23 protein-coding genes, 1 tRNA gene and 1 other RNA gene are annotated in these 24,763 nt (G+C 67.7%); 14 read left to right on the plus strand and 11 right to left on the minus strand.

Translation table 11 applies throughout. The features are described from left to right. Positions 1-43: 43 nt before the first annotated feature. Positions 44-658: a PadR family transcriptional regulator gene (locus E3O44_RS00710; RefSeq protein WP_166792506.1), complete on the minus strand. Its 615-nt coding sequence runs from the start codon at positions 656-658 to the stop codon at positions 44-46. Between the two features lie 250 nt (positions 659-908). On the opposite strand from E3O44_RS00710, the gene E3O44_RS00715 reads away from it, so the two are divergent. Continuing rightward, a complete protein-coding gene (locus E3O44_RS00715) occupies positions 909-1,430 on the plus strand; it encodes a DUF3145 domain-containing protein (protein WP_134531770.1) in 522 nt (173 codons plus the stop codon). Between the two features lie 169 nt (positions 1,431-1,599). Here the strand turns inward: E3O44_RS00715 and E3O44_RS00720 are convergent, their stop codons facing one another. The 6 genes from E3O44_RS00720 to aceE form a co-directional block, all read right to left on the minus strand. Continuing rightward, positions 1,600-2,835: a beta-ketoacyl-[acyl-carrier-protein] synthase family protein gene (locus E3O44_RS00720; RefSeq protein ID WP_134531771.1), complete on the minus strand. Its 1,236-nt coding sequence runs from the start codon at positions 2,833-2,835 to the stop codon at positions 1,600-1,602. An 88-nt stretch (positions 2,836-2,923) separates the two neighbouring features. Continuing rightward, entirely contained in the window at positions 2,924-3,172 is a 249-nt protein-coding gene (locus E3O44_RS00725; RefSeq protein ID WP_134446473.1) for an acyl carrier protein, read from the minus strand. A 60-nt stretch (positions 3,173-3,232) separates the two neighbouring features. Then, positions 3,233-4,237, minus strand: a complete 1,005-nt coding sequence (locus E3O44_RS00730; RefSeq protein WP_134531772.1) for a beta-ketoacyl-ACP synthase III — start codon at positions 4,235-4,237, stop codon at positions 3,233-3,235. A gap of 18 nt (positions 4,238-4,255) precedes the next feature. Further along, a complete protein-coding gene (locus E3O44_RS00735) occupies positions 4,256-5,173 on the minus strand; it encodes an ACP S-malonyltransferase (protein ID WP_134531773.1) in 918 nt (305 codons plus the stop codon). A gap of 103 nt (positions 5,174-5,276) precedes the next feature. Then, positions 5,277-6,482: a PucR family transcriptional regulator gene (locus tag E3O44_RS00740; protein WP_134531774.1), complete on the minus strand. Its 1,206-nt coding sequence runs from the start codon at positions 6,480-6,482 to the stop codon at positions 5,277-5,279. A gap of 7 nt (positions 6,483-6,489) precedes the next feature. Continuing rightward, complete coding sequence (aceE, locus tag E3O44_RS00745) at positions 6,490-9,216, minus strand: pyruvate dehydrogenase (acetyl-transferring), homodimeric type (protein ID WP_134531775.1); 2,727 nt, start codon at positions 9,214-9,216, stop codon at positions 6,490-6,492. A 245-nt stretch (positions 9,217-9,461) separates the two neighbouring features. Between aceE and E3O44_RS00750 the strand changes: the two genes are divergently transcribed. From E3O44_RS00750 to E3O44_RS00770, 5 genes are all read left to right on the plus strand, one after another. Continuing rightward, positions 9,462-9,929: a peroxiredoxin gene (locus E3O44_RS00750; protein ID WP_134531776.1), complete on the plus strand. Its 468-nt coding sequence runs from the start codon at positions 9,462-9,464 to the stop codon at positions 9,927-9,929. Between the two features lie 63 nt (positions 9,930-9,992). Continuing rightward, positions 9,993-10,068: transfer RNA gene (locus E3O44_RS00755), tRNA-Val, on the plus strand. Positions 10,069-10,319: 251 nt separating this feature from the next. Further along, positions 10,320-11,075, plus strand: a complete 756-nt coding sequence (locus tag E3O44_RS00760) for a GAF domain-containing protein (RefSeq protein ID WP_134531777.1) — start codon at positions 10,320-10,322, stop codon at positions 11,073-11,075. A 9-nt stretch (positions 11,076-11,084) separates the two neighbouring features. Next, on the plus strand, positions 11,085-11,798 hold the full coding sequence (locus E3O44_RS00765; protein WP_134531778.1) for a GAF and ANTAR domain-containing protein: 714 nt from the start codon (positions 11,085-11,087) through the stop codon (positions 11,796-11,798). Positions 11,799-11,877: 79 nt separating this feature from the next. After that, positions 11,878-12,216, plus strand: a complete 339-nt coding sequence (locus tag E3O44_RS00770) for a hypothetical protein (RefSeq protein WP_134531779.1) — start codon at positions 11,878-11,880, stop codon at positions 12,214-12,216. Here E3O44_RS00770 and E3O44_RS00775 read toward each other — a convergent pair. Then, the gene (locus E3O44_RS00775) at positions 12,210-13,121 is read right to left on the minus strand and encodes a universal stress protein (RefSeq protein WP_134531780.1); all 912 of its coding nucleotides are present in this window, start codon (positions 13,119-13,121) and stop codon (positions 12,210-12,212) included. The two genes, E3O44_RS00770 and E3O44_RS00775, sit on opposite strands and share 7 nt — an antisense overlap. A 64-nt stretch (positions 13,122-13,185) precedes the next feature. On the opposite strand from E3O44_RS00775, the gene E3O44_RS00780 reads away from it, so the two are divergent. The 5 genes from E3O44_RS00780 (at position 13,186) to rnpB (ending at position 17,506) form a co-directional block, all read left to right on the plus strand. Further along, the gene (locus E3O44_RS00780) at positions 13,186-13,689 is read left to right on the plus strand and encodes a DUF427 domain-containing protein (protein ID WP_134531781.1); all 504 of its coding nucleotides are present in this window, start codon (positions 13,186-13,188) and stop codon (positions 13,687-13,689) included. Positions 13,690-13,727: 38 nt separating this feature from the next. Further along, a complete protein-coding gene (locus E3O44_RS00785; protein WP_166792507.1) occupies positions 13,728-15,458 on the plus strand; it encodes a purine-cytosine permease family protein in 1,731 nt (576 codons plus the stop codon). A 21-nt stretch (positions 15,459-15,479) separates the two neighbouring features. Beyond that, positions 15,480-16,301, plus strand: coding sequence for a Nif3-like dinuclear metal center hexameric protein (locus E3O44_RS00790; RefSeq protein WP_134531783.1), 822 nt, complete (start codon positions 15,480-15,482; stop codon positions 16,299-16,301). A gap of 73 nt (positions 16,302-16,374) precedes the next feature. Then, positions 16,375-17,112: a zinc ribbon domain-containing protein gene (locus E3O44_RS00795; protein WP_134531784.1), complete on the plus strand. Its 738-nt coding sequence runs from the start codon at positions 16,375-16,377 to the stop codon at positions 17,110-17,112. Positions 17,113-17,134: 22 nt separating this feature from the next. Next, positions 17,135-17,506, plus strand: an RNA gene (gene rnpB / locus E3O44_RS00800) — RNase P RNA component class A. Between the two features lie 50 nt (positions 17,507-17,556). Here rnpB and ppgK read toward each other — a convergent pair. Both ppgK and map read right to left on the minus strand, forming a co-directional pair. Continuing rightward, positions 17,557-18,321 carry a polyphosphate--glucose phosphotransferase gene (gene ppgK, locus E3O44_RS00805; protein ID WP_134531785.1) on the minus strand — a complete coding sequence of 255 codons (765 nt, stop codon included), beginning with the start codon at positions 18,319-18,321 and terminating at the stop codon, positions 17,557-17,559. A gap of 17 nt (positions 18,322-18,338) precedes the next feature. Continuing rightward, positions 18,339-19,205 carry a type I methionyl aminopeptidase gene (gene map, locus E3O44_RS00810; RefSeq protein ID WP_134531786.1) on the minus strand — a complete coding sequence of 289 codons (867 nt, stop codon included), beginning with the start codon at positions 19,203-19,205 and terminating at the stop codon, positions 18,339-18,341. Between the two features lie 12 nt (positions 19,206-19,217). Between map and E3O44_RS00815 the strand changes: the two genes are divergently transcribed. After that, a complete protein-coding gene (locus E3O44_RS00815) occupies positions 19,218-19,406 on the plus strand; it encodes an SPOR domain-containing protein (protein WP_134531787.1) in 189 nt (62 codons plus the stop codon). Positions 19,407-19,409: 3 nt separating this feature from the next. Here the strand turns inward: E3O44_RS00815 and panB are convergent, their stop codons facing one another. After that, on the minus strand, positions 19,410-20,282 hold the full coding sequence (gene panB, locus E3O44_RS00820) for a 3-methyl-2-oxobutanoate hydroxymethyltransferase (RefSeq protein WP_134531788.1): 873 nt from the start codon (positions 20,280-20,282) through the stop codon (positions 19,410-19,412). Between the two features lie 100 nt (positions 20,283-20,382). On the opposite strand from panB, the gene glnA reads away from it, so the two are divergent. Together glnA and E3O44_RS00830 are read left to right on the plus strand one after the other, a co-directional pair. After that, positions 20,383-21,720, plus strand: coding sequence for a type I glutamate--ammonia ligase (glnA, locus tag E3O44_RS00825; RefSeq protein ID WP_134446491.1), 1,338 nt, complete (start codon positions 20,383-20,385; stop codon positions 21,718-21,720). Positions 21,721-21,726: 6 nt separating this feature from the next. Next, positions 21,727-24,759, plus strand: coding sequence for a bifunctional [glutamine synthetase] adenylyltransferase/[glutamine synthetase]-adenylyl-L-tyrosine phosphorylase (locus E3O44_RS00830; RefSeq protein ID WP_134531789.1), 3,033 nt, complete (start codon positions 21,727-21,729; stop codon positions 24,757-24,759). Positions 24,760-24,763: the final 4 nt, after the last annotated feature.

Consider the following 24,763-nt stretch of genomic DNA (forward strand, 5'->3'; position numbering starts at 1 on the left):
GTTTCTGTGGACAACTTTTTCGGGAATCGTCACGCCGGTCGAGCTACGCCGCTACGGCCGGCCGCCGGCCGCGCCGTGGCTTCTGAAGATTGAGGCCGTGCCCGAATTGCCCAGGGCCGGCGGCGACCAGAGCGCGCTCAGTGCTGTCGAGCCAGGCCAGTGCCGCGGTCGCGAGGGCCCGCCGAGCAGCAGCGCCGAGCAGGTCCTGTCCGGCGCCAGGCCCGGGCCCGCCGCCGTTCGCGCCGGCGAGCGCGGGGTCGTGCCCTGAGGAGGGACCCGCGCCCGCGAAGTCCGCTTGCCAGCGCTGTCGATAGCGGGCAATGATGCCGAGAACGTCCGCGTTGGGGTGTGAAGACGCGAGTAGCACCCGATCGACGAGTTCGTTCCATTCCTCGCCGACGACACTGTCGGTCGCCGTCAGCCAGGCGGATGCTTCGCTCAGTCCGGTCGCTGTCGCCCGGTACAGGGGGAGTCCGTCGTCAGTGGTTCCGGCCGATTCCACCGCACCCTGTTTCACGAGCCGCTCGAGGGTGCCATACACCTGCCCGGCGTTCACGACTCGGCGTCCGGCCGTGCGGGAGCTGAGCTCGGCGTGGAGCTGGAACCCGTATGCCGGACCGATCGACAGGATCACGAGCAGACAACTGCGTACCGACACCGGGCCTCCGAAGCGAAAGATAACTATACCGAGTATAGCGAACGTCTTCCTCGGAAGGCCCAGGGGAACGGGGACGAATCGCGTGATCAAATATCCCGATCTACCTTGAATACCCACAGGCGGCTGAGGCATAATCCAAGGGACGGCAGCAATTCCGTCGCATCGACAAGTTCACACTCGCTTGCATCGTATTGAGTCCGCAGTTCTGAGGTCGTTGGGGAAGACGCACCTCACAGAACGGAGACAATCGATGACAGCAATACCTGCGCGCCAGCCACCAACTGCGCGAGGGGTGCTCCTGGTGCATTCGTCGCCACGGGCACTCAGCCCGCACGTGGAGTGGGCGGTCGGTCGCGCCCTGGGCGAGGCCGTGAACTTCGACTGGTCGGATCAGCCGGTGCTCACCGGCTCCCAGCGCGCCGAGTACTACTGGGAGGGTGACCCGGGAACCGGAGCGCGCCTCGCATCCGCCCTGCTCGGTTGGGAGCACCTGCGTTTCGAAGTGACCGAGGACGCCGGGTTCGGCGTCGACGGGGGGCGCTGGCTGCACACGCCGGAGCTCGGCATCTTCTTCGCCCAGACCGACACCGTCGGGAACATCGTGATCCCGGAGGACAGGATTCGCTACGCCATGGAAGCCGCGGGCGCGAACGCCCTCGAACTCCACCGGGAACTGCGACTGGCCCTCGGCCAGGCCTGGGACGACGAACTCGAGCCATTCCGCCACGCCAGCGACTTCAATTCCGTGGTCTGGTTGCACAAGGTCGGCTGACCGGTCCGGATGGACACCGGTCCGGATTGACACGAGGCAGGGCTGACACGGGTCCGGGTTGATGCGAGACCGGGTTGATACGAGACCGGGGCGGAAACGAGAACAGGCCCGACCCCGAGGGGCCGAGCCTGATTCCGGGACGAACGTCCGGTCGGATCGAGAGTGTCGACTAGACCGAGCGGAACGCGACGACGGCGTTGTGGCCGCCGAACCCGAACGAGTTGCTGATCGCGAGCAGGTTGCCGCCGGGCAGGGTGCGCGGCGAGGTCACGACGTCGAGCGGGATGGCCGGGTCCTGTTCGACGAGGTTGATCGTCGGCGGGGCGGTCCGCGTCGAGAGCGCCATCACCGTGAAGAACGCCTCGATCGCTCCGGCGCCACCGAGCAGATGCCCAGTGGATGCCTTCGTCGCCGAAACGGGGATGCCCTCGAGCAGGTCGCCGAACACCCGACGGAGCGCATTGAACTCCGCGATGTCGCCCACCGGAGTGCTTGTCGCGTGTGCGTTGATGTGAGCGACGTCGCTGAGGTCGGCTCCGGCGTTCCGGATGGCGGTGATCATGGCCCGGGCGGCCGCTGAGCCCTCCGGGTCGGGAGCCGTGATGTGGTACGCGTCACTGGTGACGGCGCCGCCGAGCAGCTCGGCGTAGATGTGCGCACCGCGGGCCTTGGCATGCTCTTCGGTTTCGACGACGAGGGCTGCTGCGCCCTCGCCGAGCACGAAGCCGTCGCGCGACACGTCGTACGGGCGTGAGGCATGGGCCGGGTCGTCGTTGCGCTTGGACAGCGCCTGCATGGCCGCGAAGGATGCGATCGGCAGCGGGTGGATCGCGGCTTCCGAGCCACCGGCGATCACGACGTCCGCGCGGCCGGCCTGAAGCCGGTCGTAGGCGTTGACGAGGGATTCCGTGCTCGAGGCGCAGGCGGACACGACGGTCGTGATGCCGGCGCGGGCGTGGAGGTCCATGCCGATCGCAGCGGCGGGGCCGTTCGGCATGAGCATCGGGACGGTCATCGGCAACACGCGGCGGGGACCGCGTTCGCGCAGCGTGTCCCAGGCGTCGAGGAGCGTCCACACGCCGCCGATGCCGGTGGCCCAGTCGACGGCGAGCCGGTCGGGTTCGACTCCGGGGGACCCGGCATCCGCCCAGGCCTCACGGCCGGCGATCAGCGCGAACTGGCTTGAGGGGTCGAGACGCTTGATCTCGTGCCGGGCGAGGACCTCGCTTGCGGGAACCTTCGCCTGTGCGGCGAAGGTGATCGGCAGCGACGTGCGGGCGACCCACTCCTGCTCGAGGGTGGTGGCGCCGGACTCGCCGTTCAACAGCGCAGCCCAGGTCTCAGCGGCGGTGCCTCCGAGAGGGGAGGTCGCACCGATTCCGGTGATAACGATCTTCTTGGTCATATGCAACTCTCCGTGGTACATCAAAACGGCGGGCGAAGCCCACAGACCAGGCCGGTCGGCAATGCCGGCCGGCCCGTTCTCGGTGGTTTTAGTCCTGGGCCTTGACGATGAAGTCGACGGCGTCGCCGACGGTCTTAAGGTTCTTGACCTCTTCGTCGGGGATCTTCACGTCGAACTTCTCTTCTGCGTTGACGACAATGGTCATCATCGAGATGGAATCGATGTCGAGGTCGTCCGTAAACGACTTACCCATCTCAACCGTGTCAGCAGCAATGCCGGTCTCATCATTGATGAGCTCAGCGAGGCCGGACAGTACTTCTTCGGTGGACAATGCCATTTTTTTCTCCTTGGGGTGTCTCGTATGACCGAGATTCAGTTTAGAGGCGGTACGGGAAAACTACGGGAGCACGACGACCTGCGCGCCGAACACCAGTCCGGCGCCGAAGCCGATTTGCAGGGCGAGGCCGCCACTGAGCTCAGGGTGTTCGGCAAGCAGGGTGTGCGTGGCGAGCGGGATGGACGCCGACGAGGTGTTTCCCGTCGTTGCGATATCGCGCGCGATGACGACGGATTCGGGAAGCTTCAGAAGCTTGGCGAACTCGTCGATGATGCGCATGTTGGCCTGGTGCGGGATGAAGGCCGCGAGGTCCTCACTCGTCACGCCGGCGGCCTCGAGGGCCTGCTTGGCGACCTTGGCCATGTCCCAGACCGCCCAGCGGAAGACCGTCTGGCCCTCCTGGCGGAGGGTGGGCCACTCGGATTCGCCGCGGTGATATTCCTGCAGGGTGTGGTTCATCTGGATCGCACCGGCCTTGGAGCCGTCGGACCCCCAGACGGTGCTCGAGATTCCGGGGTAGTCGCTCGGGCCGATCACGACGGCTCCTGCGCCGTCACCGAGCAGGAAAGAGATACTGCGGTCGGTCGGGTCCACGAGGTCCGAGAGCTTCTCGGCACCGACGACGAGCGCGTAGTGCGCGACGCCGGTGCGGATGAGGGAGTCGGCCTGGGCGACCGCGTACGCGTAACCCGCGCAGGCGGCGTTGATGTCGTAGGCGGCTGCCGGGTTGGCGCCGACCTTGTCCGCGAGGACGGCGGCCATGGACGGGGTCTGGCGGCCGTTGCTGATGGTGGCGACGATGACGGCGTCGATCAGCTTCGGGTCGATGCCGGACTTCTCGATGGCCTCGGTGGCCGCGACGACGGCGAGGTCGATGGCGTTCACGTCCCGGCTCGCGCGGGTGCGGCTGATGATGCCGGTGCGCTGCTGGATCCACTCGTCGGAGGAATCGATCGGACCGACCAGGTCCTCGTTGGGAACGGTCAGGTCACCGCGGGCGGCTCCGACCGACAGGATGCGCGTGAACGCGGGGCCGTGCGACTGCTTGAGTGTGGGCTTGGTCATGGTCTCTTTCCGTCGGGCTTACTGCTGGTCGATCAGTGCAAACGCGGCGGGCAGATCGTCCGGGGTCTTGATCGCGACGCTGGGTACGCCTTTGAGTGCACGCTTCGCAAGGCCGACGAGGGCGCCCGCTGGCGCGACCTCGATGATTCCGGTCACGCCAGCGGCCTCGAAAGACTGCATGCACATGTCCCACCGTACCGGCGAGGAGACCTGGTCGACGAGATATCCGACGAACCGCGCGCCGTCGGCGACCTGGCTGCCGTCCCGGTTCGTCCAGATCGGCAGGGTCGGATCCGACGGGGTGAGGCGCGCGGCGACCGCGGACAGCGAGGCGACGGCGGGCTGCATGTACCGGGTGTGGAAGGCGCCGGCGACCTGCAACGGGATGACGCGGGAGCGGGCGGGGGGAGCGGCGGCGAGCCGGGCGAGCGCGTCGATCGCTCCGGCGACGACGACCTGGCCGCCACCGTTGAAGTTGGCCGGTTCGAGGCCGAGTTCGGCCAGGAGCGTGAGCAGTTCGGCTTCGTCGCCGCCGAGCACGGCACTCATCCCGGACGGTTCGAGGGCTGCGGCCTCGGCCATCGCCGCGCCGCGTTCGCGGACGAACCCGAGTGCATCGGCATCGTTCAGGATGCCTGCCCCGGCCGCCGCGGTGATCTCGCCGACGGAGTGGCCCGCGATTCCCGCGACGCGGTCACGGCGGCCGTCGGCGAAGAGAGCGCTGAGGGTGAGGATGCCGGCAGCGACGATCAGCGGCTGAGCGACGGCCGTGTCGCGAATGGTGTCTGCGTCGCTGACCGTCCCGTATTTCACGAGGTCGAGGCCGCTCGCGGCGGACATCGCGTCGAGTCCGGCCGCGAACGCGGGGTCTTCAAGCCAGGGGACGAGGAAACCGGGGGTTTGGGAGCCCTGACCGGGACAGACGACAACAATCATTCCCCTAGTCTCCCAAGCTCATTTCCGCGCGCGGTGTCGATGATCGACCAAGTATCCGGAAAACGTTTGTGCCTTAACGCAGAAAGAGGGCAAACGAGGGGCGTCAGCGTCGCCGGGTGGAGCCGTCGTGGTCGCTGATCGAGCCGAGGATGAGTGCGGATTGCAGGATCAGCGCCTCACGCGCGCCCGTCGCGTCGTAGCCGATGACCTCTGAGACGCGCTTCAGGCGATAGCGCACGGTGTTCGGGTGCACGAAGAGCTCCCGTGCCGTCGCCTCGAGAGAGCGGCCGTTGTCGAGGTAGCACCACAGCGTCGTGAGCAGTTCGGTCGAGTGAGCCTGGAGCGGCCGGTAGATGCGGTGGATCAGGGTGGCGCGGGCGAGGGGGTCGCCCGCGAGGGCGCGTTCGGGGAGCAGGTCGTCCGCCTGGACCGGACGCGGGGCGTTGCGCCACGACCGGGCGACCGCGAAGCCGGCCAGGGCCGCCTTCGCGCTCTTGGAGGCATCGACGAGGTTGGGAACTTCGTGTCCGAGCACGAGGTGCCCGGCGCCGAAGCTCGGCTCCAGTTGCACCGCGATCTCCATGAACGTCAGGGCGGATGCCGTCCCGACGGTGTCCTCGGCGTCCGCCGAGGCGGGGTGCGCGCGACCGATCACGAGAACGAGCCGGTTTCCCTGCACACCGATCAGCACGTCGGCGGCCATGTGCCGCGCGGAGCGGCGCAACTGGTCGACGTCGAGCATCTTCGGGGTGGTGCCGACGAGCACGCAGACCTCGCCGTGGCCGTGCCAGCCGAGTGCCGCGATCCGGCTCGGCAGTTCGTCGTCGTATTCGCCGCTGAGAATCGAATCCACGACGAGGGCCTCGAGGCGAACGTCCCAGAGGCCGCGGGCCTCGGCGGCGCGCGCGTAGACATCCGCCGCCCCGAAGGCGATCTCGCGGGAGTAGAGCAGGATCGCCTCGCGGAGGATCTCGCCGCCGTCCTTGACGCGTTCCTCGACGACCTCGACCGACACCCGGATGAGCTGGAGGGTCTGCTGCAGGCTCACCGAGCGCAACAGCTCCCTCGGGGCGGCACCGAAGACGTCGGCCGCGATCCACGGAGTGGATTTCGGGTCGTCGAACCACGCGATGAAGGACGTGATGCCCGCCTGGGCGACCAGCCCGACCGAGGATCGCCGCCCTGGCGGCATGTCGCCATACCAGGGCAGCGTGTCCTCGAGTCGTTTCAGGGTCGCTGTGGACAGCTCCCCAGAGATGGTGCGCAACCAGGCGAGCGTCTGTTCCTTCGTCTTAGGTGCCGGGGCCACGGTCGGGTTAGCTCTCGCCCCCGGCGGAGCCCGTTGTGCCCGCGGTCACGTCGTGCAGCTGGTACTTCTCGATGGCCTGGCCGACGACCGCCCTGTCGATCTCGCCACGGCGGGCGAGCATCTCGAGGGTGCGGACCACCATGGACGGTCCGTCGATCTTGAAGAACCGACGGGCGGCAGGACGGGTGTCCGAGAAGCCGAAGCCGTCCGCTCCGAGGGTGGCGAAATCGCCGGGGATGAACTGACGGATCTGGTCGGGCACGGCGTGCATGAAGTCACTGACCGCGATGAACGGGCCGGCGGCTCCTGCGAGCTTCTTCGTGACGTACGGCACGAGGGGGCCCTGATCGGGGTTGAGGAAGTTGTGCTCCTCAGCCCGCATGCCGTCCCTGCGCAGTTCGGCCCAGGACGTGACGGACCAGACATCGGCCGAGACTCCCCAGTCGGACGCGAGCAGGGCCTGCGCCTCGAGCGCCCACGGCACCGCGACGCCGGACGCCAGGAGCTGCGCCTTCGGTCCGGTGACCTGCGAGTGGTTGATCCGGTGGATGCCGTGCACGATGCCGTCGACGTCGACCTCTTCGGGCTCGGCCGGCTGCACGGCCGGCTCGTTGTACACGGTGATGTAGTACATGACGTTCGGGTCGTCGTGAAGTCCGCCGTACATCCGCTCGAGACCGGAACGCACGATGTGCGCGATCTCGTACCCGTACGCAGGGTCGTAGGACACGACGGCGGGGTTGGTGGATGCGAGGAGGGGCGAGTGGCCGTCGGCGTGCTGCAGTCCCTCACCGGTCAGGGTCGTGCGACCGGCGGTCGCTCCGATCATGAAGCCGCGGGCCATCTGGTCCCCGGCGGCCCACATAGCGTCTCCGGTGCGCTGGAATCCGAACATCGAGTAGAACACGTAGATCGGGATGAGCGGCTCACCCTGCGTGGCGTAGGACGTTCCGACGTTCGTGAACGCGGCCATCGCGCCGGCCTCGTTGATGCCGACGTGCAGGATCTGGCCCTGCGGGCTCTCCTTGTACGCGAGCAGCTGGGCGTGGTCGACGGACGTGTACTGCTGGCCGTTCGGGTTGTAGATCTTCGCGTTCGGGAAGAACGCGTCGATTCCGAAGGTGCGGGCCTCGTCGGGGATGATCGGGACGATGCGGTTTCCGAAGTCCTTGGCGCGCAGCAACTCCTTGAGCAGGCGGACGAACGCCATCGTCGTGGCGATCTCCTGCGTTCCGGAGCCCTTCAGGGTCGGCGCGTATGTCGAGTCCTGCGGCAGGTTCACCTGGGTGTACTTGCTCCGGCGTTCCGGAACGTAGCCGCCGAGGGCGCGGCGACGTTCGTGCAGGTACTGGATCGCCTCGTCGTTCTCGTCCGGACGGTAGTACGGCGGGAGGTAGGGGTTCTCCTCGAGCTGGGCATCCGTGATCGGCATGTGGGTGCTGTCACGGAAGGTCTTCAGGTTCTCGAGGGTGAACTTCTTCATCTGGTGGGTCGCGTTGCGGCCCTCGAAGCTCGGGCCGAGGGCGTAACCCTTGACGGTCTTCGCGAGGATGACGGTCGGCTGGCCCTTGTGCTCCGATGCGGCCTTGAACGCGGCGTACACCTTGCGGTAGTCGTGGCCGCCACGCTTGAGGTTCCAGATCTCGTCGTCGGTGTAGCCTTCGACGAGCTTCAGGGCGCGCGGGTCGCGGCCGAAGAAGTGCTCGCGCACGTATGCGCCGCTCTCGGCCTTGTAGGTCTGGTAGTCGCCGTCGGGGGTGACGTTCATCAGGTTGAGCAGGGCGCCGTCGACGTCGCGGGAGAGCAGGTCGTCCCACTCGCGGCCCCAGACGACCTTGATGACGTTCCAGCCTGCGCCGCGGAAGAAGCTCTCGAGCTCCTGGATGATCTTTCCATTTCCGCGGACCGGTCCGTCGAGGCGCTGCAGGTTGCAGTTGATGATGAAGTTGAGGTTGTCGAGGCCCTCGTTCGCGGCGACCTGGAGCTGGCCGCGGCTTTCGACCTCGTCCATCTCGCCGTCGCCGAGGAACGCCCAGACCTGCTGGTCGCTGGCGTCCTTGATCCCCCGGTTGGTGAGGTACCGGTTGGTCTGCGCCTGGTAGATGGCGTTGATCGGGCCGAGGCCCATCGACACCGTCGGGAACTGCCAGAACTCCGGCATCAGGCGCGGGTGCGGGTAGGAGGACAGCCCCTGCGGCGCGTGCGACTTCTCCTGGCGGAAGCCGTCGAGCTGGTTCGCGCTCAGCCGGCCCTCGAGGAAGGCACGCGCGTAGGTGCCGGGGGAGGCGTGGCCCTGGATGAAGATCTGGTCGCCGCCGCCCGGGTGGTCCTGGCCGCGGAAGAAGTGGTTGAAGCCGACCTCGTACAGGGCAGCGGATGACGCGTAGGTCGAGATGTGTCCGCCGACGGAGATCCCGGGGCGCTGAGCGCGGTGCACGAGCACGGCTGCGTTCCAACGGATCCAGGCGCGGTAGCGGCGCTCGATGTCTTCATCGCCGGGGAAGTCCGGCTCGTTTCCGGCCGCGATCGTGTTGATGTAGTCCGTGGTGGGCACCATGGGGACGCCCAGGTGCAGTTCCTTGGATCGTTTGAGCAGGCTCAGCATGATCTCGCGGCCGCGCTCGTGTCCCTGGGCGGCCACGAGGGCGTCCAGAGATTCGGACCACTCTTTCGTCTCTTCCGGATCCGCATCCGTGCTGTTCACCGAGTATGGGTCCTGGTCGTTGACAGTCACAGTCGACCTCTCTCTATCGGGCACGGTCGTGTGATACGCGACTGTGCCTGGTTAGGCGTGCCGCAAAGCGGTCCCTGTGGACCGCTGGCACCACGCCAGCCTACAGATTCCAGCTGTGCGCCGCGCACGCTCGGCAGCTTCTGGGCCAACGCTGTCAGCGAAAGATTTGTCTAGGTTTCCCCCCTCTCCGGGGCTAGGCTGTTCCGGCGCTTGCCACTGGTGGTTGACGCAGGAAAGGACGCACTATGGCTCTGGAGAACGACACCCAGGCACCCGACTTCGAACTGGTCAACCAGTACGGCGAGCACATCCAGCTCAGCCAGTACCGCGGTGACAAATCGGTGGCACTGGTCTTCTTCCCTCTCGCGTTCTCGGGAATCTGCAGCGGGGAGTTGTGCACCCTTCGCGACAACCTGAGCCTGTTCGAGAACAGCGGTGTCGAACTCCTCGGTATCTCGGTGGACTCTCGCCATGCCCTGCGCGCGTGGGGTGAGCAGGAGAACTACGGCTTCAACCTCCTCGCCGACTTCTGGCCGCACGGGGCCGTCGCCAAGGAATACGGCGTCTTCCTCGAGGAGAAGGGGTTCTCCAACCGCGCCACCTTCCTGATCGACCCGAACGGCATCATCCGGGCGAGCTTCATCACGGCCCCCGGCGAGGCTCGTTCGCTCGAGGCCTACCGCGCCGCGATCGGTGAACTGCAGCCTGCGTGACCAGATCGGCGATGCCACCGGTATAGTGGTGTCGGTTCCACCCCGGCGGGAGTCGATTCCCAGGGGCCTTTAGCTCAGTTGGTAGAGCGCCACGTTTACACCGTGGATGTCATCGGTTCGAGCCCGGTAGGGCCCACCAGCAAGTACGACGAGGTGCACTCATCAGCTCGTGGGTGGGCGTGAGAGCGAAATCCCGGTGGGGACAGCATTTGGCTGCACGGGCTACGCTGGGAGTAATTTGGCCGGTCATGCCGGTACTCCCGTGTGAACCGGTCGCTCCTTCCAGAGCCGAAAGGTCGTGTGTACCCGTGTTCTTCTTGTGGAGTGATCTGCACCGGCACACGCTGGCCACCCCGTACGAACCGATTCCGGGTGCGAAGGACCTGTCCCGTGTTTCCCGTTAGTCGCGAGGTATTCGACACGGCCGCCCGGGAGCTCGAGGCCTGGGACGACTCTGGCACCGAGCTCTGCGCCCCTTTCCTCAGGGTTCTCCCCATCGACGGTGCCTCGATCTCCACCCTGGGTGCCCCGTTCGGCACTGAGACGATCAGCGCGAGCGACGCGTTCGCCGCGCGAATCGACGAGCTCCAGTTCGATCTCGGCGAGGGGCCGTGCTGGAGGGCGCTGGCGACCCGGCTCCCGGTCCTCTCTCCGAATATCCGGATCGAGCCGAATCCGGCTTGGCCGATGTTCCGCGCGGCGCTCGACGAGACGGATGTCGGGGGACTGTTCGCCTTCCCCCTCGCCATCGGGACGCTCGAGATCGGCGCCGTCGACCTCTACTCGTCCACCGCCGGCCCGTTGCCGCCAGAGGCCGTCGACGATGCGATTCAACTCGCGGATATCGTGGCACGGGTGGTGTTGCGCAGGGCGCTCCGAGACAACGTCTCCGCCGAGCACGATCCATACGGGACGGGCATCGCGGGACCGAATCCGGCCGTCCCGACGGAGGAGGAGGCGGAGGGTTTCTCGCGCCGCGTGATCCACCAGGCGACGGGCATGATCCTCGCCCAGCTCGATCTGTCCGCTGCGGATGCGCTGCTGCTGCTCCGCGGTTACGCTTTCTCGAACGGACGATCGGTGCGGTCTGTCGCGCACGATGTGGTCGCCCGGAAATTAGATTTCTCGACTGTTCTCTCACCTTAGGATTACATTATGGTCACACAATCCCGGGAGGGTCAGCTCGTCGAGACCTTCGTCACGCTGGCCGACACGCTCGTCGTCGGCTATGACGTCGTCGACCTCCTGCAGACCCTCGTCGAGCGTTGTGCGCTCCTGTTCGGGGCATCGGCCGTGGGTATCATCCTCTCGGCCGGAGACGGCGACTTCGAGGTCGTCGCCTCCACCAACGAGCGCACGCGACTGGTCGAAATCCTCCAGCTGCGAGCGGGCGCCGGTCCCTGCGTCGAATGCGTGATGACCGGGGCCGCTGTCGCCATTCCCGACCTCGACGTCGTGGCCCCGAAATGGCCGAGCTTCCGGGCGGGCGCACTCGAACAGGGATTCCTCTCGATGCACGCCGTTCCCCTGCACCTGCGGGCGACGACCATCGGATCACTCAATCTCTTCTGGGACCGCCTCGGCGGCCTCGGCGCCGAAGACCTGCGCACGGTCCAGGCCCTCGCGGACACGGCGACGATCGGAATCCTGCAGGAACGCGCGATTCGCGAGAGCGACATCGCGCGAGCGCAACTGCAGCACGCGCTCAACAGCCGCATCGTGATCGAACAGGCCAAAGGCGTCATCGCGTTCATGCACAACGTCGACATGAACGAGGCGTTCACGATGCTTCGAGGGCACGCCAGGAACCACAGCCGGCCGCTCGTAGAAGTGGCCGCGGCCGTGGTCGATCGAACCCTTCGCCTCTGAACCCGATCTGCATATACTGGGATTGCGCCCCGGACCCTGGCTGCACACGGACATTTCACTGAGCCAGTGAGGGAAGACGATGAAGCGCATATTCCACGCCGGGGGATCCGTCGTAACCGGGAGTGACCTTGCCGATGCGGTCATGCAGTATGCCGAAAGACTCAGTACCCGCGGCCAGGTCGAGGTGGTGGACATTCCCGTCCTCGGCGACAGCGGTCAGGTGGGGCGCGCCCAGTTCCTGATCGGTGCGGCGAGCCAGCTGACGAGCGTCACGTCTCCGGCCGGTTTCCGCGAACTCGTCGACCTCGACATCACCGCGGGCCTGCGCAGGAAAGCACTCGCCCCGATGGCGGTGCCACAGAGCGGTTGGACCGGCGACGGGCTCGATTCGCCCCAGTTCGACGAATTCGACTACTGAACCCGTCCCGGATGCTCCGTCCCCGCGGGCTGGTCCCCGCCGGTTCGGCGCGGAATGACCGCGATCGGGCAGGGCAGGTTCAGCAGAACATCGTGGCTCACTGAGCCCAGGATGAGGCTTCCGACGGAGCCGCGTCCATGAGTGCCGACAACGAGCAGCTCCGCCTCGCGGGACGCATCGACGAGCACGAGGGCGGCCGGCCCGGTGTCGAGGACCTCAACGACGTCGAGTCCCGGATGCCCGTCCCGGACCCGTTGGGCCGCGGTTGCGAGAACTTCGGCATTGGCTTCACGCAGCGCGTCTACAGGCACCACCGCGCCGAGGTCGATCGCAATCGTCATCGGGATCGACCAGGAGTGCACGATCCGGAGGCCGCGCCCCAGCCTGACCGCTTCGCCGGCCGCCCAGTCGAGCGCTTCGGTGCCGGCGAGGTCATTGTCGAATCCCACGACGACTGGGCCGGTCCGAGGCCGCCACGTCGCCGGAACCACGACGACCGGGCAGTGCGCGTGCGCCGCGAGGCGCAGGGGGAGTGTCCCGTAGACGGCGCCGGCCAGGAGTCCGGTCTTGTTCGAGCCGATCACCAACAGGTCCGCAGCAGCGGATGCCCTGACCAGCTCCTCGACGGGGACACCGTGCCGGATATAGCTCGTCCTGCGGCACCCCGGCGCCCGGCGCTCCACCTCATGGGTGGCTGCCGCGAGCGCGCGTTCGTAGACCGGCTGAAAGGTCACCGCGACGTCGCGGGGCGACCACCCCAGTTCGACAACGGTCGTGAGCTCGAGTTCGACCGGTTCCGCGGTTGAATCGCCGGACGATCGCTCGACCCCCCGGGTTATCGCCCAATCGAGGGCCGCTGCACTGGCCGGTCCGCCGTCAATGGCAACGATCACGTTCTCCGTCATGCCCCGCAGTGTACTCTCGGGGCTTCTGGGGCCCGCCGCCGGACGGCCCGGCTATCATGGCCCGATGACATCGTCACGCATCGGCAGGATCGTTCCTGGTCCCGGCCAGGAATCGGTGTGGGACTACCCGCGCCCGCCCAGAGTCGAGCCCGTCTCCGAGGAAGTGGTGATCCGGTTCGGTGGGCGCGAGATCGCGCGCACCGCACGCGCAGTCCGGGTGCTCGAGACGAGCCATCCGCCCGCGTACTATCTTCCGCCAGAGGCCTTCCTCCCGGGGTCCCTCGTGCCGGCACCCGGCGTATCCGTGTGCGAATACAAGGGGACCGCCGTGTACCTGACCGTCGTGTCCGGTTCTGCCCGGTCCGTCGGCGCCGCCTGGTCCTACCCTGATCCCGAGCCCGGGTTCGAAGCACTCGCCGGCCGGATCGCACTCTACCCGGGGCGCATGGATCGATGCACTGTCGACGGCGAGGAGGTCCTCCCGCAGGCCGGATCTTTCTACGGTGGGTGGATCACCTCGCGGGTGGTCGGGCCGTTCAAAGGCGAGCCGGGCACCCTCGGCTGGTAGGCCTGCCGGGATTTCGGGCATCTGGCTACACTCGGGGCATGTCCGACAGGAACATGAGGGGGCAGGGCGGCCCCGTCCCACCCGAACCCGCCCCCGGTGGCGACGACGCGCTCACTGCGGAGTCTCCTGCCGTGATCGAACTCGGCATCAGCCCACTGGACGGAAGCGCCCCGAGAACGGCCGCGACCGAGATCATCGGCTTCGGAATCGACGACGACCTGCCGGACGATGCCGACGACGTGCCGACGGGGGTAGCCGCTCCCGTTGCGAGTCGCCGGGTCGCCGACGACGAGATTGTCCTCGTCGATGCCGCCCTCGCCGACGAGCCGCGGCTCGCGATCGAGCGCTATGCGCAGGCGCCGACCCCGGTGGTGAACCGAGTCGGGCGGGCGAGCCGGGTCTTCGGCCTGTGGTTCGCGGTGACGGCATCCGTTGTCAGTGTCGCGGTCGGTGCCCGGCTCGCCTCTCTCGGGCTCAGTCTCCGCCAGGTCGTGCTCGTCACCGTGCTCGGCATCGTGCTCTCCCTTGTTCCACTCGGCCTCGGCACGCTCGCCGGGCGGCGCAACGGGCAGTCGACGGTGATGCTGTCGCGGGCGACCTTCGGCGTGATCGGAAACCTCGTCCCCGCCGTGTTCGCCCTGCTGGTGCGGATGGCCTGGGGTGCGCTGCTGCTCGCGATCCTGGGGCGCGCGGTGACCGCGGCAACGGGCCCGACGGCGCCGGGCGCAGCAGGCGCGCGCGACGGGTCGGTTCCGCTCGCCGCACTCGGTGTCCTCGCGGTGGCGACCGTGATCGCACTCTTCGGCTATGCGCTCATCCGGTCGGTCCAGGCCGTGCTCGCCGTCGCTGGTGCCACTCTCGTGATCGCGATGATGGTGCTCTCGGCCGGGCTCGTGGACCTCGATTCGGCACTCGCGGCGCCCGACGGCAGTGGGTTCACCGTATTCGGCGGTGTCACTCTCGTCTTCGCCTATCTCGGATTGGCATGGGCCTCGAGCGGCGCCGACCTTGCGCGGTACCAGGGCAGGTCCGGTAAGGGATCGGCCTCGCTGCTCTGGCTCCTCGCGGGGGTCGGAGTGCCTGCGCTCGTCCTCGCCGTCTGGGGGGCGGTGCTCGTCTCGTCCCAGCGGCAGCGGGGTGCCGACCTCTCCGTCGACCCGGTCGGCGCGCTGGCGGCGCTCCTGCCGGAGGGTCTGGAATGGCCGTTGCTTCTGCTCGGAACGGTCACCGTGCTCTCCGCATTGATCCTCACCCTCTATTCGGGCGGGCTCGCGGCCGCCGCGCTGTCGGCAGGGCTGCCACGGGCCGCCGGGGTCGTACTCACTGCGGTCGGTGCGGCCGTGCTCCTCCTTCCGTTCGGCGGACTCGGGGTGCGGGCGGCGTTCCTCACCGTTCCGTTGACGCTTGCGATTCCCGTCGCGGCATGGTCGGGGCTGTTCTCCGCCGAGACCCTGGTGCGGGCCAGTCGCTTCGACACCCACAGCCTCCTGAAGCGCGGGGGAGCGTACGCGGATGTGCGCTGGGTCAATCTGGCCGCCTTCGTCGTCTTCAGCGCGATCGGCTGGGGGCTCCTCGTCCCCGGTGCCGGCTGGTCGGCGTGGCAGGGCTACCTCTTTGTTCCGCTCGGCATCGACCCGGGCGGGGAATTCGCGGCGACGAATCCCGGCGTGCTGGTCGCGTTCGCTTTGGGTCTTGCGACGCCCCTGCTCGCGGGCATCCCGGCGATCCGTCGGCAGGAGAGACTCCTGACCCCGGCGTCCGCGAGATGAGCGCACGGGTAGGCTGGCTGGGTGTCCTATCCGCTCTCCGAGATAACCCGGACCGTCCACGAGCTGTGGCCGTTGTCCGGTGCAGAGACGTGGGATGCACCCGGACTGCTGAGCGGTGACCCGTCGAGCCGGGTTGATTCCGTGCTCCTTGCCGTCGACGCCGTCTCCGCGACCGTCGATGAGGCGATCGAGTCCGGTGCCGGACTGCTGCTCGCGCACCACCCGCTCCTTCTTCGCGGAGTCACCTCCGTCGCGGAAGACCGGTACAAGGGTGCCCTTCTGGCTCGGCTGATCCGGTCCGACTGCGCACTGATCGCCGCGCACACGAACGCGGACGTCGTCGTCGACGGCGTCTCCGACGTGCTCGCGACGCGGCTCGGACTCGTCGACGCGCGGCCGATCACCGCGGGGACCGTGCCAGGGACCGGTATCGGCCGGGTCGGCCTGCTTGCGACTCCCACCACCCTCGGCCAGCTCGCGAGGCGCCTCGCGGCGATCCTGCCTGCGACGGCGTCCGGGATCCGTGTCTCGGGGGAGTACAACGCCCCGGTGCGCTCGGTTGCGCTGTGCGGGGGAGCCGGCGACTCGCTGCTCAAGGATCCGGCCGTTCTGGCAGCGGATGTCTACATCACCGCCGACCTCCGGCACCACCCAGCCTCGGAAACCCGGGAACAGGCACTGCTGGACGGAAACACACCGGCGCTGATCGACGTGTCACACTGGGCGAGCGAGTGGTTGTGGCTTGACACCGCCGCCGACGCCCTGCGGAACGCTTTTCCGGGACTGCGGGTGGACGTGAGCGATCTGCGCACGGACCCGTGGGACTTCGTCATCGTGCAGTAGCCTGCACAACCCCACCGACAGTATCCGGCCATCGGGCCGGTCAAACTCAATACCCGTGAAGGTCAGGACACAAGTGAAGGCATCCCCCATCGAGCAGAAGGAACTTCTCCGGCTCCAGGCTCTCGACATCAGGCTCCAGCAGGTCGACCACCAGACCAGGGCGCTCGCCCAGCACGCTGAACTCACCGCACTCGCCGGGACCGCGGACAAGACCCGGATGAGCCTCACAACCCTGCACGGAGAGGTCGAGGATGTCCGCCTCGAGTTGAACCGGATCGAATCCGACGTCGAGGTCGTCGAGAAGCGCATCAAGCGGGACGATGAGCGTCTGCAGACGACGAGTTCGGTCAAGGACGTCCAGGCGCTCGACACCGAACTGGCCGCCCTGCGCAAACGGCTGCTGGCTCTCGAAGAGATCGAGATCGCCGTGATGGAACGCCTCGAGGAACGGGAAGCGGCCGTCGCGGTCGTCGAGGCCGAACGAGACGCTCTCGCCGCCCGGGTCGAGGAGACCGAGATCTCTCGCGACGCCGACCTCGCCACCCTGCACCGCCAGCTCGAGGAGCTCCGCCGCGACCGGGCCGTGATCGCGGGCACGATCGCGCCGGATCTGGCGAGCCTCTACGAGAAGCTCTTCGTGAGCGGCCACGGCAACGCCGCTGCCCTGCTCCGCCAGCGCACCTGCAGCGGCTGCACCATCACCCTCACCGGCAGCGACCTCGAGTCCGTCCGGTCCTCTGCGGCCGACGAGGTGCTGTTCTGCCCGGATTGCGGCGCGATCCTGGTGCGCACGGAGGAGTCCGGAATCTGATCCTGTAGTCTGAGAAGAAGAATGGGTCGGCAAGACGGCCGCGTCAGCCGGTTCCCTTCGGGGAATCGGGTGCCGAGGAACGTCCGGGCTCCACAGAGCAGGGCGGTGGGTAACACCCACCCGGGGTAACCCGCGAGACAGTGCCACAGAAAGTAGACCGCCACCGTTTGTTCGGTGGTAAGGGTGAAACGGTGGTGTAAGAGACCACCAGAGGCCAGGGTGACCTGGTCGGCTCGGTAAACCTCGTCCGGAGCAAGGTCACACAGGAAACGCTAAGGCGGCTCGCCGAGTTTCCGGGTAGACCGCTAGAGGGCTGCGGCAACGTAGTCCCGAGATAGATGGCCGTCCCCGGTGAGAACCGGGACAGAACCCGGCGTACCAGCCGGCCCATTCTCCCGTCTCCCTCCGGGGAGCCCGGAGCCGACGGTTCGGAGCGGGCTCAGCTCAGCCGAGGTCCTTCACTGCGAGGGCTGCCGCGCCGAGGATACCGGCGTTGTTCTTGTGCACGGCAGGCACGATCGGCGTGTGCAGGGCGAGGAGCGGCAGGAAGTCCTCGTGGTGCTTGGAGACGCCACCGCCGACCACGAACAGGTCGGGGGAGAAGAGCGCCTCGAGCGTCGAGTAGTACTTCTGCAGGCGTGCCGCCCAGGCCGACCAGGAGAGGTTCTCCCGTTCCCGCGCGGAGTACGAGGCGCGGGTCTCGTAGTCGACGCCGTCGATCTGCAGGTGGCCGAGCTCCGTGTTGGGCACGAGAACCCCGTCGTTGAGGAGTGCGGTGCCGATCCCGGTGCCCAGGGTGGTCAGGATCACGACACCTTCAACACCCTGCGCGGCCCCGAACTGGGATTCGGCGTATCCGGCGGCATCCGCGTCGTTCACAAAGGTGATGGGAGCGCCGAGGCTTCTCGCGAACAGGGCGGCCGCCTCGAGGCCGATCCACTTCTTGGAGACGTTGGCGGCCGACATCGTGCGCCCATGCCTGACGATGGCGGGGAAGCAGATGCCGACGGGGACATCCGTCACGCCGGCGGCGGCGCCGACCCTTTCGAGGATGACGCGGGTCGTCTCGACGATGTCGGCAGGCCGGCCGCCCTTGGGCGTGGGGAGTTTGACCCGATCGGTCAGTAAGGTTCCCGTCGCAAGATCGACGAGGGCCCCCTTGATTCCGGTCCCGCCGATGTCAATGCCGATGGCCGTCTGAGAACTCATAGTAGAAAACCTACCGTCTAGGGGAGGGTCAGGACCTCTGCGCCGCGTTCGGTCACGACGAGGGTGTGCTCGAACTGGGCCGTGATGCTCTTGTCCCTGGTCGTCACGGTCCAGTCATCTGCCCACATGTCCCAGTCGGTGCTGCCGAGGGTGAGCATCGGCTCGATCGTGAAGACCATGCCGACCTCCATCACGGTGTCGTACTGCGGAGCGGAGTCGTAGTGGGGGACGATGAGGCCGGAGTGGAACGCCTCGCCGACGCCGTGGCCGGTGAAGTCGCGCACGACGCCGTAGCCGAACCGTTTGGCGTATGACTCGATGGTCCGGCCGATCACGTTGACCTGGCGTCCGGGGGCGACGGCCTTGATGCCGCGGGCGAGCGCTTCCTTCGTGCGTTCGACGAGGAGCGTCACGGCTTCGCTGGCCTCGCCGACGATGAACGTGACGTTCGTGTCGCCGTGGACGCCGTTCTTGAAGGCGGTGATGTCGATGTTGACGATGTCGCCGTTTTCGAGGACCGTCGTGTCGGGGATGCCGTGGCAGATGACCTCGTTGACCGAGCTGCACAGCGACTTGGGATAGCCCCGGTAGCCGAGCGTGGACGGGTACGCGTCATTCTCGATCAGGAACTGGTGGCCGATCCGGTCGAGTTCTTCGGTGGTGACGCCAGGGCGGATGCCGCGGCCGACGGCTTCGATCGCCTCCGCGGCGATCCGGCCGGCCTCACGGATCAGTTCGATCTTGGCGGCGGGGTAGATGTCGGAGCCGGTGAACCGCGCGGGAGCGGGGCGGCCGACGTATTCCGGACGGGGGATCCGCGCAGGGACGGGACGAGTGGGGGAGACCGGGCCTGGCAGCAGGTGACCGGCGGAATCCTTAGGCATAGGATCTAGCTTATGGCCGAAGATACTGAGCACCGCTTCTGGTACAACCTGCGCACGGGCGCCGTCGAAGAGGGAATGGTCTCTCTCGCCGTCGATCGTGTCGGACCGTTCGCAACCCGCGAGGAGGCAGCCCATGCCCTCGAGAAGCTCCGCGCGAACAGCGCGAAATGGGCGGCAGAGGACGCGGCGGAGGACCGCTGACCGCTATTCGTAGCTGTGTTCAGGACCCGGGTACACGCCGGACTCAACGTCCGACTTGAACTGGTGCACGGCATCCGTGAGGACGCTGCGCACGTTGGCGTATTGCCGCACGAAACGCGGCACCCGGCCCTCTGTCATGCCGGCGAAGTCCGTCCAGACCAGCAGCTGGCCGTCGACGTCCGGTCCGGCCCCTACGCCGATCGTGGGAATCTCGAGCTTGCTGGTGACCTCGGCGGCCACGGTGGCCGGCACCATTTCGAGGACGACGGCGAACGCACCGGCGTCCTGCACGGCGAGGGCGTCTTCGAGAAGCTGCGCCGCTGCGTCGCCGCGGCCCTGGATGATGTGGCCGCCGAGGCCGTGTTCGCTCTGCGGCGTGAAACCGATGTGCGCCATCACGGGGATTCCGCTCGTCACGATCCTCTTGATCTGCTTGTGGCTGCGCACCCCGCCCTCGAGCTTGACCGCGTGGGCCTGCGCTTCCTTCATGAAGCGCACCGCGGTGTGCAGCGCTTCCGTCTGGCCGGTCTCGTAGGAGCCGAAGGGCATGTCCGCGACGACGAGGGCGCGGGTGACGGCGCGGGCGACCGCGCGGGTGAGCGGAATCAGTTCGTCGACCGTGACGGGAAGGGTGGTCTCGTAGCCGAAGACGTTGTTGCCCGCCGAGTCGCCGACCAGAAGGAAATCGATCCCTGCCTGGTCGAAGATCTGCGCCGTGAGCATGTCGTAGCTGGTGAGTCCCGTAATCGGGATTCCATGCTGTTTCGCGTTCGAGAAGTGCCTGGTGCGCACCCGCTTGGGTCCGGAGGGGGCGGGAACGAAGGGGTTCAGATCATTGACGGAACGGGGAGCGTCTGACGCGGTCGACTCTGGCATGTCTCCAGTGTAGCCAGCGACCGATTCCCCTCACCGGGGCCCTTTTCGCACGCGAGGTCACGACAGCCAGTAACCTAGTGATCAACAAGAAAGGGCGTGGATGGACAAGCAGCGCGACTTCGTTCTTCGTACCATCGAGGAACGGGGCATCAAGTTCATTCGTCTCTGGTTCACGGACGTCGTCGGCACCCTGAAATCGGTTGCGATCGCACCGGCCGAGGTCGAGGGCGCATTCGCGGAGGGTCTCGGCTTTGACGGCTCCGCCATCGAGGGCCTGACCCGGTCCTTCGAAGCGGATGTCCTCGCGCATCCGGATCCCACAACGTTCCAGATTCTGCCGTGGCGGGGCGAAGTCGACCCGACCGCGCGCATGTTCTGCGATATCACGACCCCCGACGGGCAGCCTGCGGTCGCCGACCCGCGCAACGTGCTCAAGCGCACACTTGCGAAAGCGGCGGATCGCGGCTTCACGTTCTACACGCATCCGGAGATCGAGTTCTACCTGCTGAAGTCGTCGAAGTTCGGCAAGGACGGGCCCGTGCCCGTCGACTCGGCCGGATACTTCGACAACGTTCCCGGCGGAACCGCGCACGACTTCCGGCGCCGCTCCGTGCGGATGCTCGAGGAACTCGGCATCTCGGTGGAGTTCAGCCACCACGAGGCCGGCCCCGGCCAGAACGAGATCGACCTGCGGTACGCGGACGCCCTCTCCACGGCGGACAACATCATGACGTTCCGCACGGTCATCAAGGAGGTTGCCATCGAGCAGGGCGTCTACGCGACGTTCATGCCGAAGCCGATGTCCGACCAGCCGGGTTCGGGCATGCACACCCACCTGTCCCTGTTCGAGGGCGAGACGAACGCCTTCTACGAGGCGGGCGCGCAGTACCAGCTGTCCCGCACCGGGCGCCAGTTCATCGCGGGCCTGCTCAAGCACGCACCGGAGATCACCGCCGTCACGAACCAGTTCGTGAACTCGTACAAGCGGCTCTGGGGCGGCGACGAGGCACCGAGCTTCGTCTGCTGGGGCCACAACAACCGGTCCGCCCTCATCCGCGTGCCGCTGTACAAGCCGAACAAGGGCAACAGCTCCCGCATCGAGTACCGTGCCATCGACTCCGCCGCGAACCCGTACCTGGCGTACTCGCTGATGCTCGCCGCCGGTCTCAAGGGCATCGAAGAGGGTTACGAGCTGCCGCCGGAGGCCGAGGACAACGTCTGGGGTCTCAGCGACACCGAGCGCCGCGCCCTCGGGTACCGCCAGTTGCCGGCGAGCCTCGACCACGCCATCCAGTTCATGGAGGAGTCCGAACTCGTCGCCGAGACCCTGGGCGAGCACGTCTTCAACTATGTGCTGCTCAACAAACGGCAGGAGTGGAAGGAATACCGCTCCCAGGTGACTCCGTTCGAGCTGCAAAAGAACCTCGAGATGTTGTAGGGCACGGTGGCGCGAGAGGCGCTGACCCTCAGCGAACTCGCGAGGGTCGGCTTCGCTGAACTCGGTGAGGTCCGGGCGTGCCTCGATGAGGTCGCGAGCCGTGGTGGGCCGGATTCGGCGGAACTTTTGCCGTTGCTCGCTCGCACGGCGAGCCCGGACGCAGCGCTCTCCGGCCTGATCAATCTGCTCCGGCAGGCGCCGGCGGAGGTCCTGGAGCTCCTGGCCTGCCCGGGTGCGCCGGTGCGCCTCCTCCTCGTGCTCGGCGCGTCCCGTGGCCTGACCGAATTCTTCCTGCGCCACCCGGAGGAGCTCGGGGTCCTGGCCGTCCGGTCACCGGCCCTTCCCGGACCCGAGGAACTCACGAGCGACCTGCTCGCCGCGGTCGGGGCCGTCGACGGCTTCGCGTCTCTCGTCGACGATGCCGGCTGGGTTGCGCTGCGGGTGCGGTATCGGCGAAGGCTCGCGGAGGTGGCGGCGTTCGATCTCGAACAGGCCGACCCGGTCGCCGGCCTCGACGGCGTCGCCAGGGCGCTGTCCGATCTCGCCGCCGCCGCGCTGGAGGGGTCCCTCGCCGTTGCGCGCACGATGGTGTCCGCACCCGTTGCCGCCCCCGGTGTCTTCCCCGTCGAGCAGGTACGCTCCACCCGGCTTGCCGTGATCGGCATGGGCAAGGCTGGCGCCAGGGAGCTCAACTACGTCAGCGACGTCGACGTCATCTTCGTCGCGGAGGCCGACCCCGACACGGGGCTCGAATCCGGCCGTGCCGTCGACATCGCGACCCGGCTTGCGATCCTGCTGATGCGCGGCCTCAACCAGCCGACGCTCGAGCCGGAGCTCTGGGAGGTCGACCCGAACCTGCGGCCGGAGGGAAAGTCGGGGGCGCTCGTGCGGTCGCTGGACTCTCACATCGCGTACTACGAGCGGTGGGCGAAGAGCTGGGAGTTCCAGGCCCTGCTCAAGGCGAGGCCGCTCGCCGGCCATGCCGGGCTCGGCGAACGGTACCTCGCCGCGGTCGGACCGAAGGTGTGGACGAGCGCCAGCCGGGAGAACTTCGTCGAGTCGGTGCAGCGGATGCGTGAGCGGGTGACCGACAACATCCCCGATGACGAGGTCGACATTCAGCTGAAGCTCGGCCCTGGCGGGCTGCGCGACATCGAATTCACCGTCCAGCTTCTCCAGCTCGTTCACGGGCAGGCCGACGTGGGGGTGCGACAGGCCGGGACGCTCCCCGCACTCGCCGCACTCGCCGAGTCCGGCTATGTCGGGCGTGCGGAAGCGGCGGAATTCTCCCAGGACTACCGGGTCCTCCGGTTGATGGAACACCGCCTGCAGCTGTACCGGCTGCGCCGCACCCACCTTGTGCCGCGCGACGAGGCGAGCCTGCGCATCCTCGCCCGTGCTACCGGGCTCGCCTCGGGTGCCGCCCAGCTCAGCACGCGCTGGGCGGACACGAAACGCCGGGTGCGCGGGCTGCACGAGCGGCTCTTCTACCGGCCGTTGCTCTCCGCCGTTGCCGCTCTCCCCGACGGGGAACTGGTCCTCACGAGCGCGCAGGCGGAGGCCAGGCTTGCGGCAATCGGGTTCCGTGACACCAAGGGCGCATTCGCCCATATCGCGGCGCTCACCGGGGGCGTGTCCCGGCGGGCGGCGATCCAGCGCCACCTCCTTCCCGTGCTCCTGAAGTGGTTCTCGGAAGGTGCGGACCCCGACTACGGGCTGCTGGCCTTCCGGCGCCTCAGCGACAGCCTCGGCTCGACATACTGGTTCCTGCGGATGCTCCGCGACTCCTCCGGCGCCGCCGAACGACTCACCCGGGTGCTGTCCTCGTCCCGGTTCGTCGGCGAACTGCTCGAGACGATTCCGGAGTCGGTCGCGTGGCTCGAGAACGAGAACGACCTGCGCCCGCGGCCCCTTGCCGTGCTGCGCGAAGAGACCCGGGCGGTCCTGGCGCGTCACCAGACGCCGGATGCCGCGGCATCCGTCCTCCGTACGGCCCGGCGCCGCGAGATCCTGCGCCTGGCGTTCTCGTCCATCCTCGGCCGGATCAGCATCGATCAGCTCGCGACGGGCCTGACCGACGTCACCGCGACCGTGATCGAGGGTGTCACCGCGGCGATCCGCGGCACCGGCCTCCGGGGCGAGCCGGACGGGGACGCCGACGGCATCGAGTTCGCGGTGATCGGCATGGGCCGGTTCGGGGGGGCGGAGCTCGGCTTCGGCTCAGACGCCGACGTGATGTACGTGTTCCGGGCGGGAGCCGTCACGGGCGAGGCCGCTCACGCCCGCGCGATGTTCATCGCCCGGGAGCTCAAACGTCTCACCGAGGACAGCCGACTTCCGCTCGACCTCGACCTCGGGCTGCGCCCGGAGGGCAAGAACGGAGCCGTCGCCCGGTCCCTCGACTCGTACGAGGCGTACTACCGGCGCTGGTCGCTGACCTGGGAGGCGCAGGCGCTGCTCAGGGGCAGGGGCGTCGCCGGCGATGCCCGGCTGCTCGCCGACTTCGAGACCCTCGCCGACTCCGTGCGTTTCCCGCTGGCGATCGATGACCAGGCGGTCCGCGAGATCAAGCGGATGAAGGCGCGCGTCGAGAAGGAACGGTTGCCGCAGGGCGCGGACCCGAACCGGCACCTCAAGCTCGGCCGCGGCTCGCTCAGCGACGTGGAGTGGTTCGTGCAGCTGCTGCAGTTGCAGCACGCCGCCGCGATCCCGGAGCTGCGCACGCACTCGACCCTCGGCGCCCTGCACGCGGCCGCGCGCGCCGGGCTCGTGAGCGACGCGGACGCCGAGACCCTCCGGGCGGCGTGGGTTTTCGCATCCCGCTGTCGTTCCGCGATGACCCTGTGGATGAACCGGACCGCGGACACCCTCCCGACCGACCGCATCCAGCTCGAGGGAATCGCCCGGATCCTCGAATACCCGCCGGGCTCCGCCAACCGGCTTGAGGACGACTACCTCGCCGTCACCCGGCGTGCCCGCGCCGTCTTCGAGCGTCGATTCTACGGTCCTGTCGAGCACGCGGGGCCTTTCGCCGGCTGACCGC

The organism is Cryobacterium algoricola (assembly GCF_004402485.1).
GTDB classification, from domain to species: Bacteria; Actinomycetota; Actinomycetes; order Actinomycetales; family Microbacteriaceae; genus Cryobacterium; species Cryobacterium algoricola.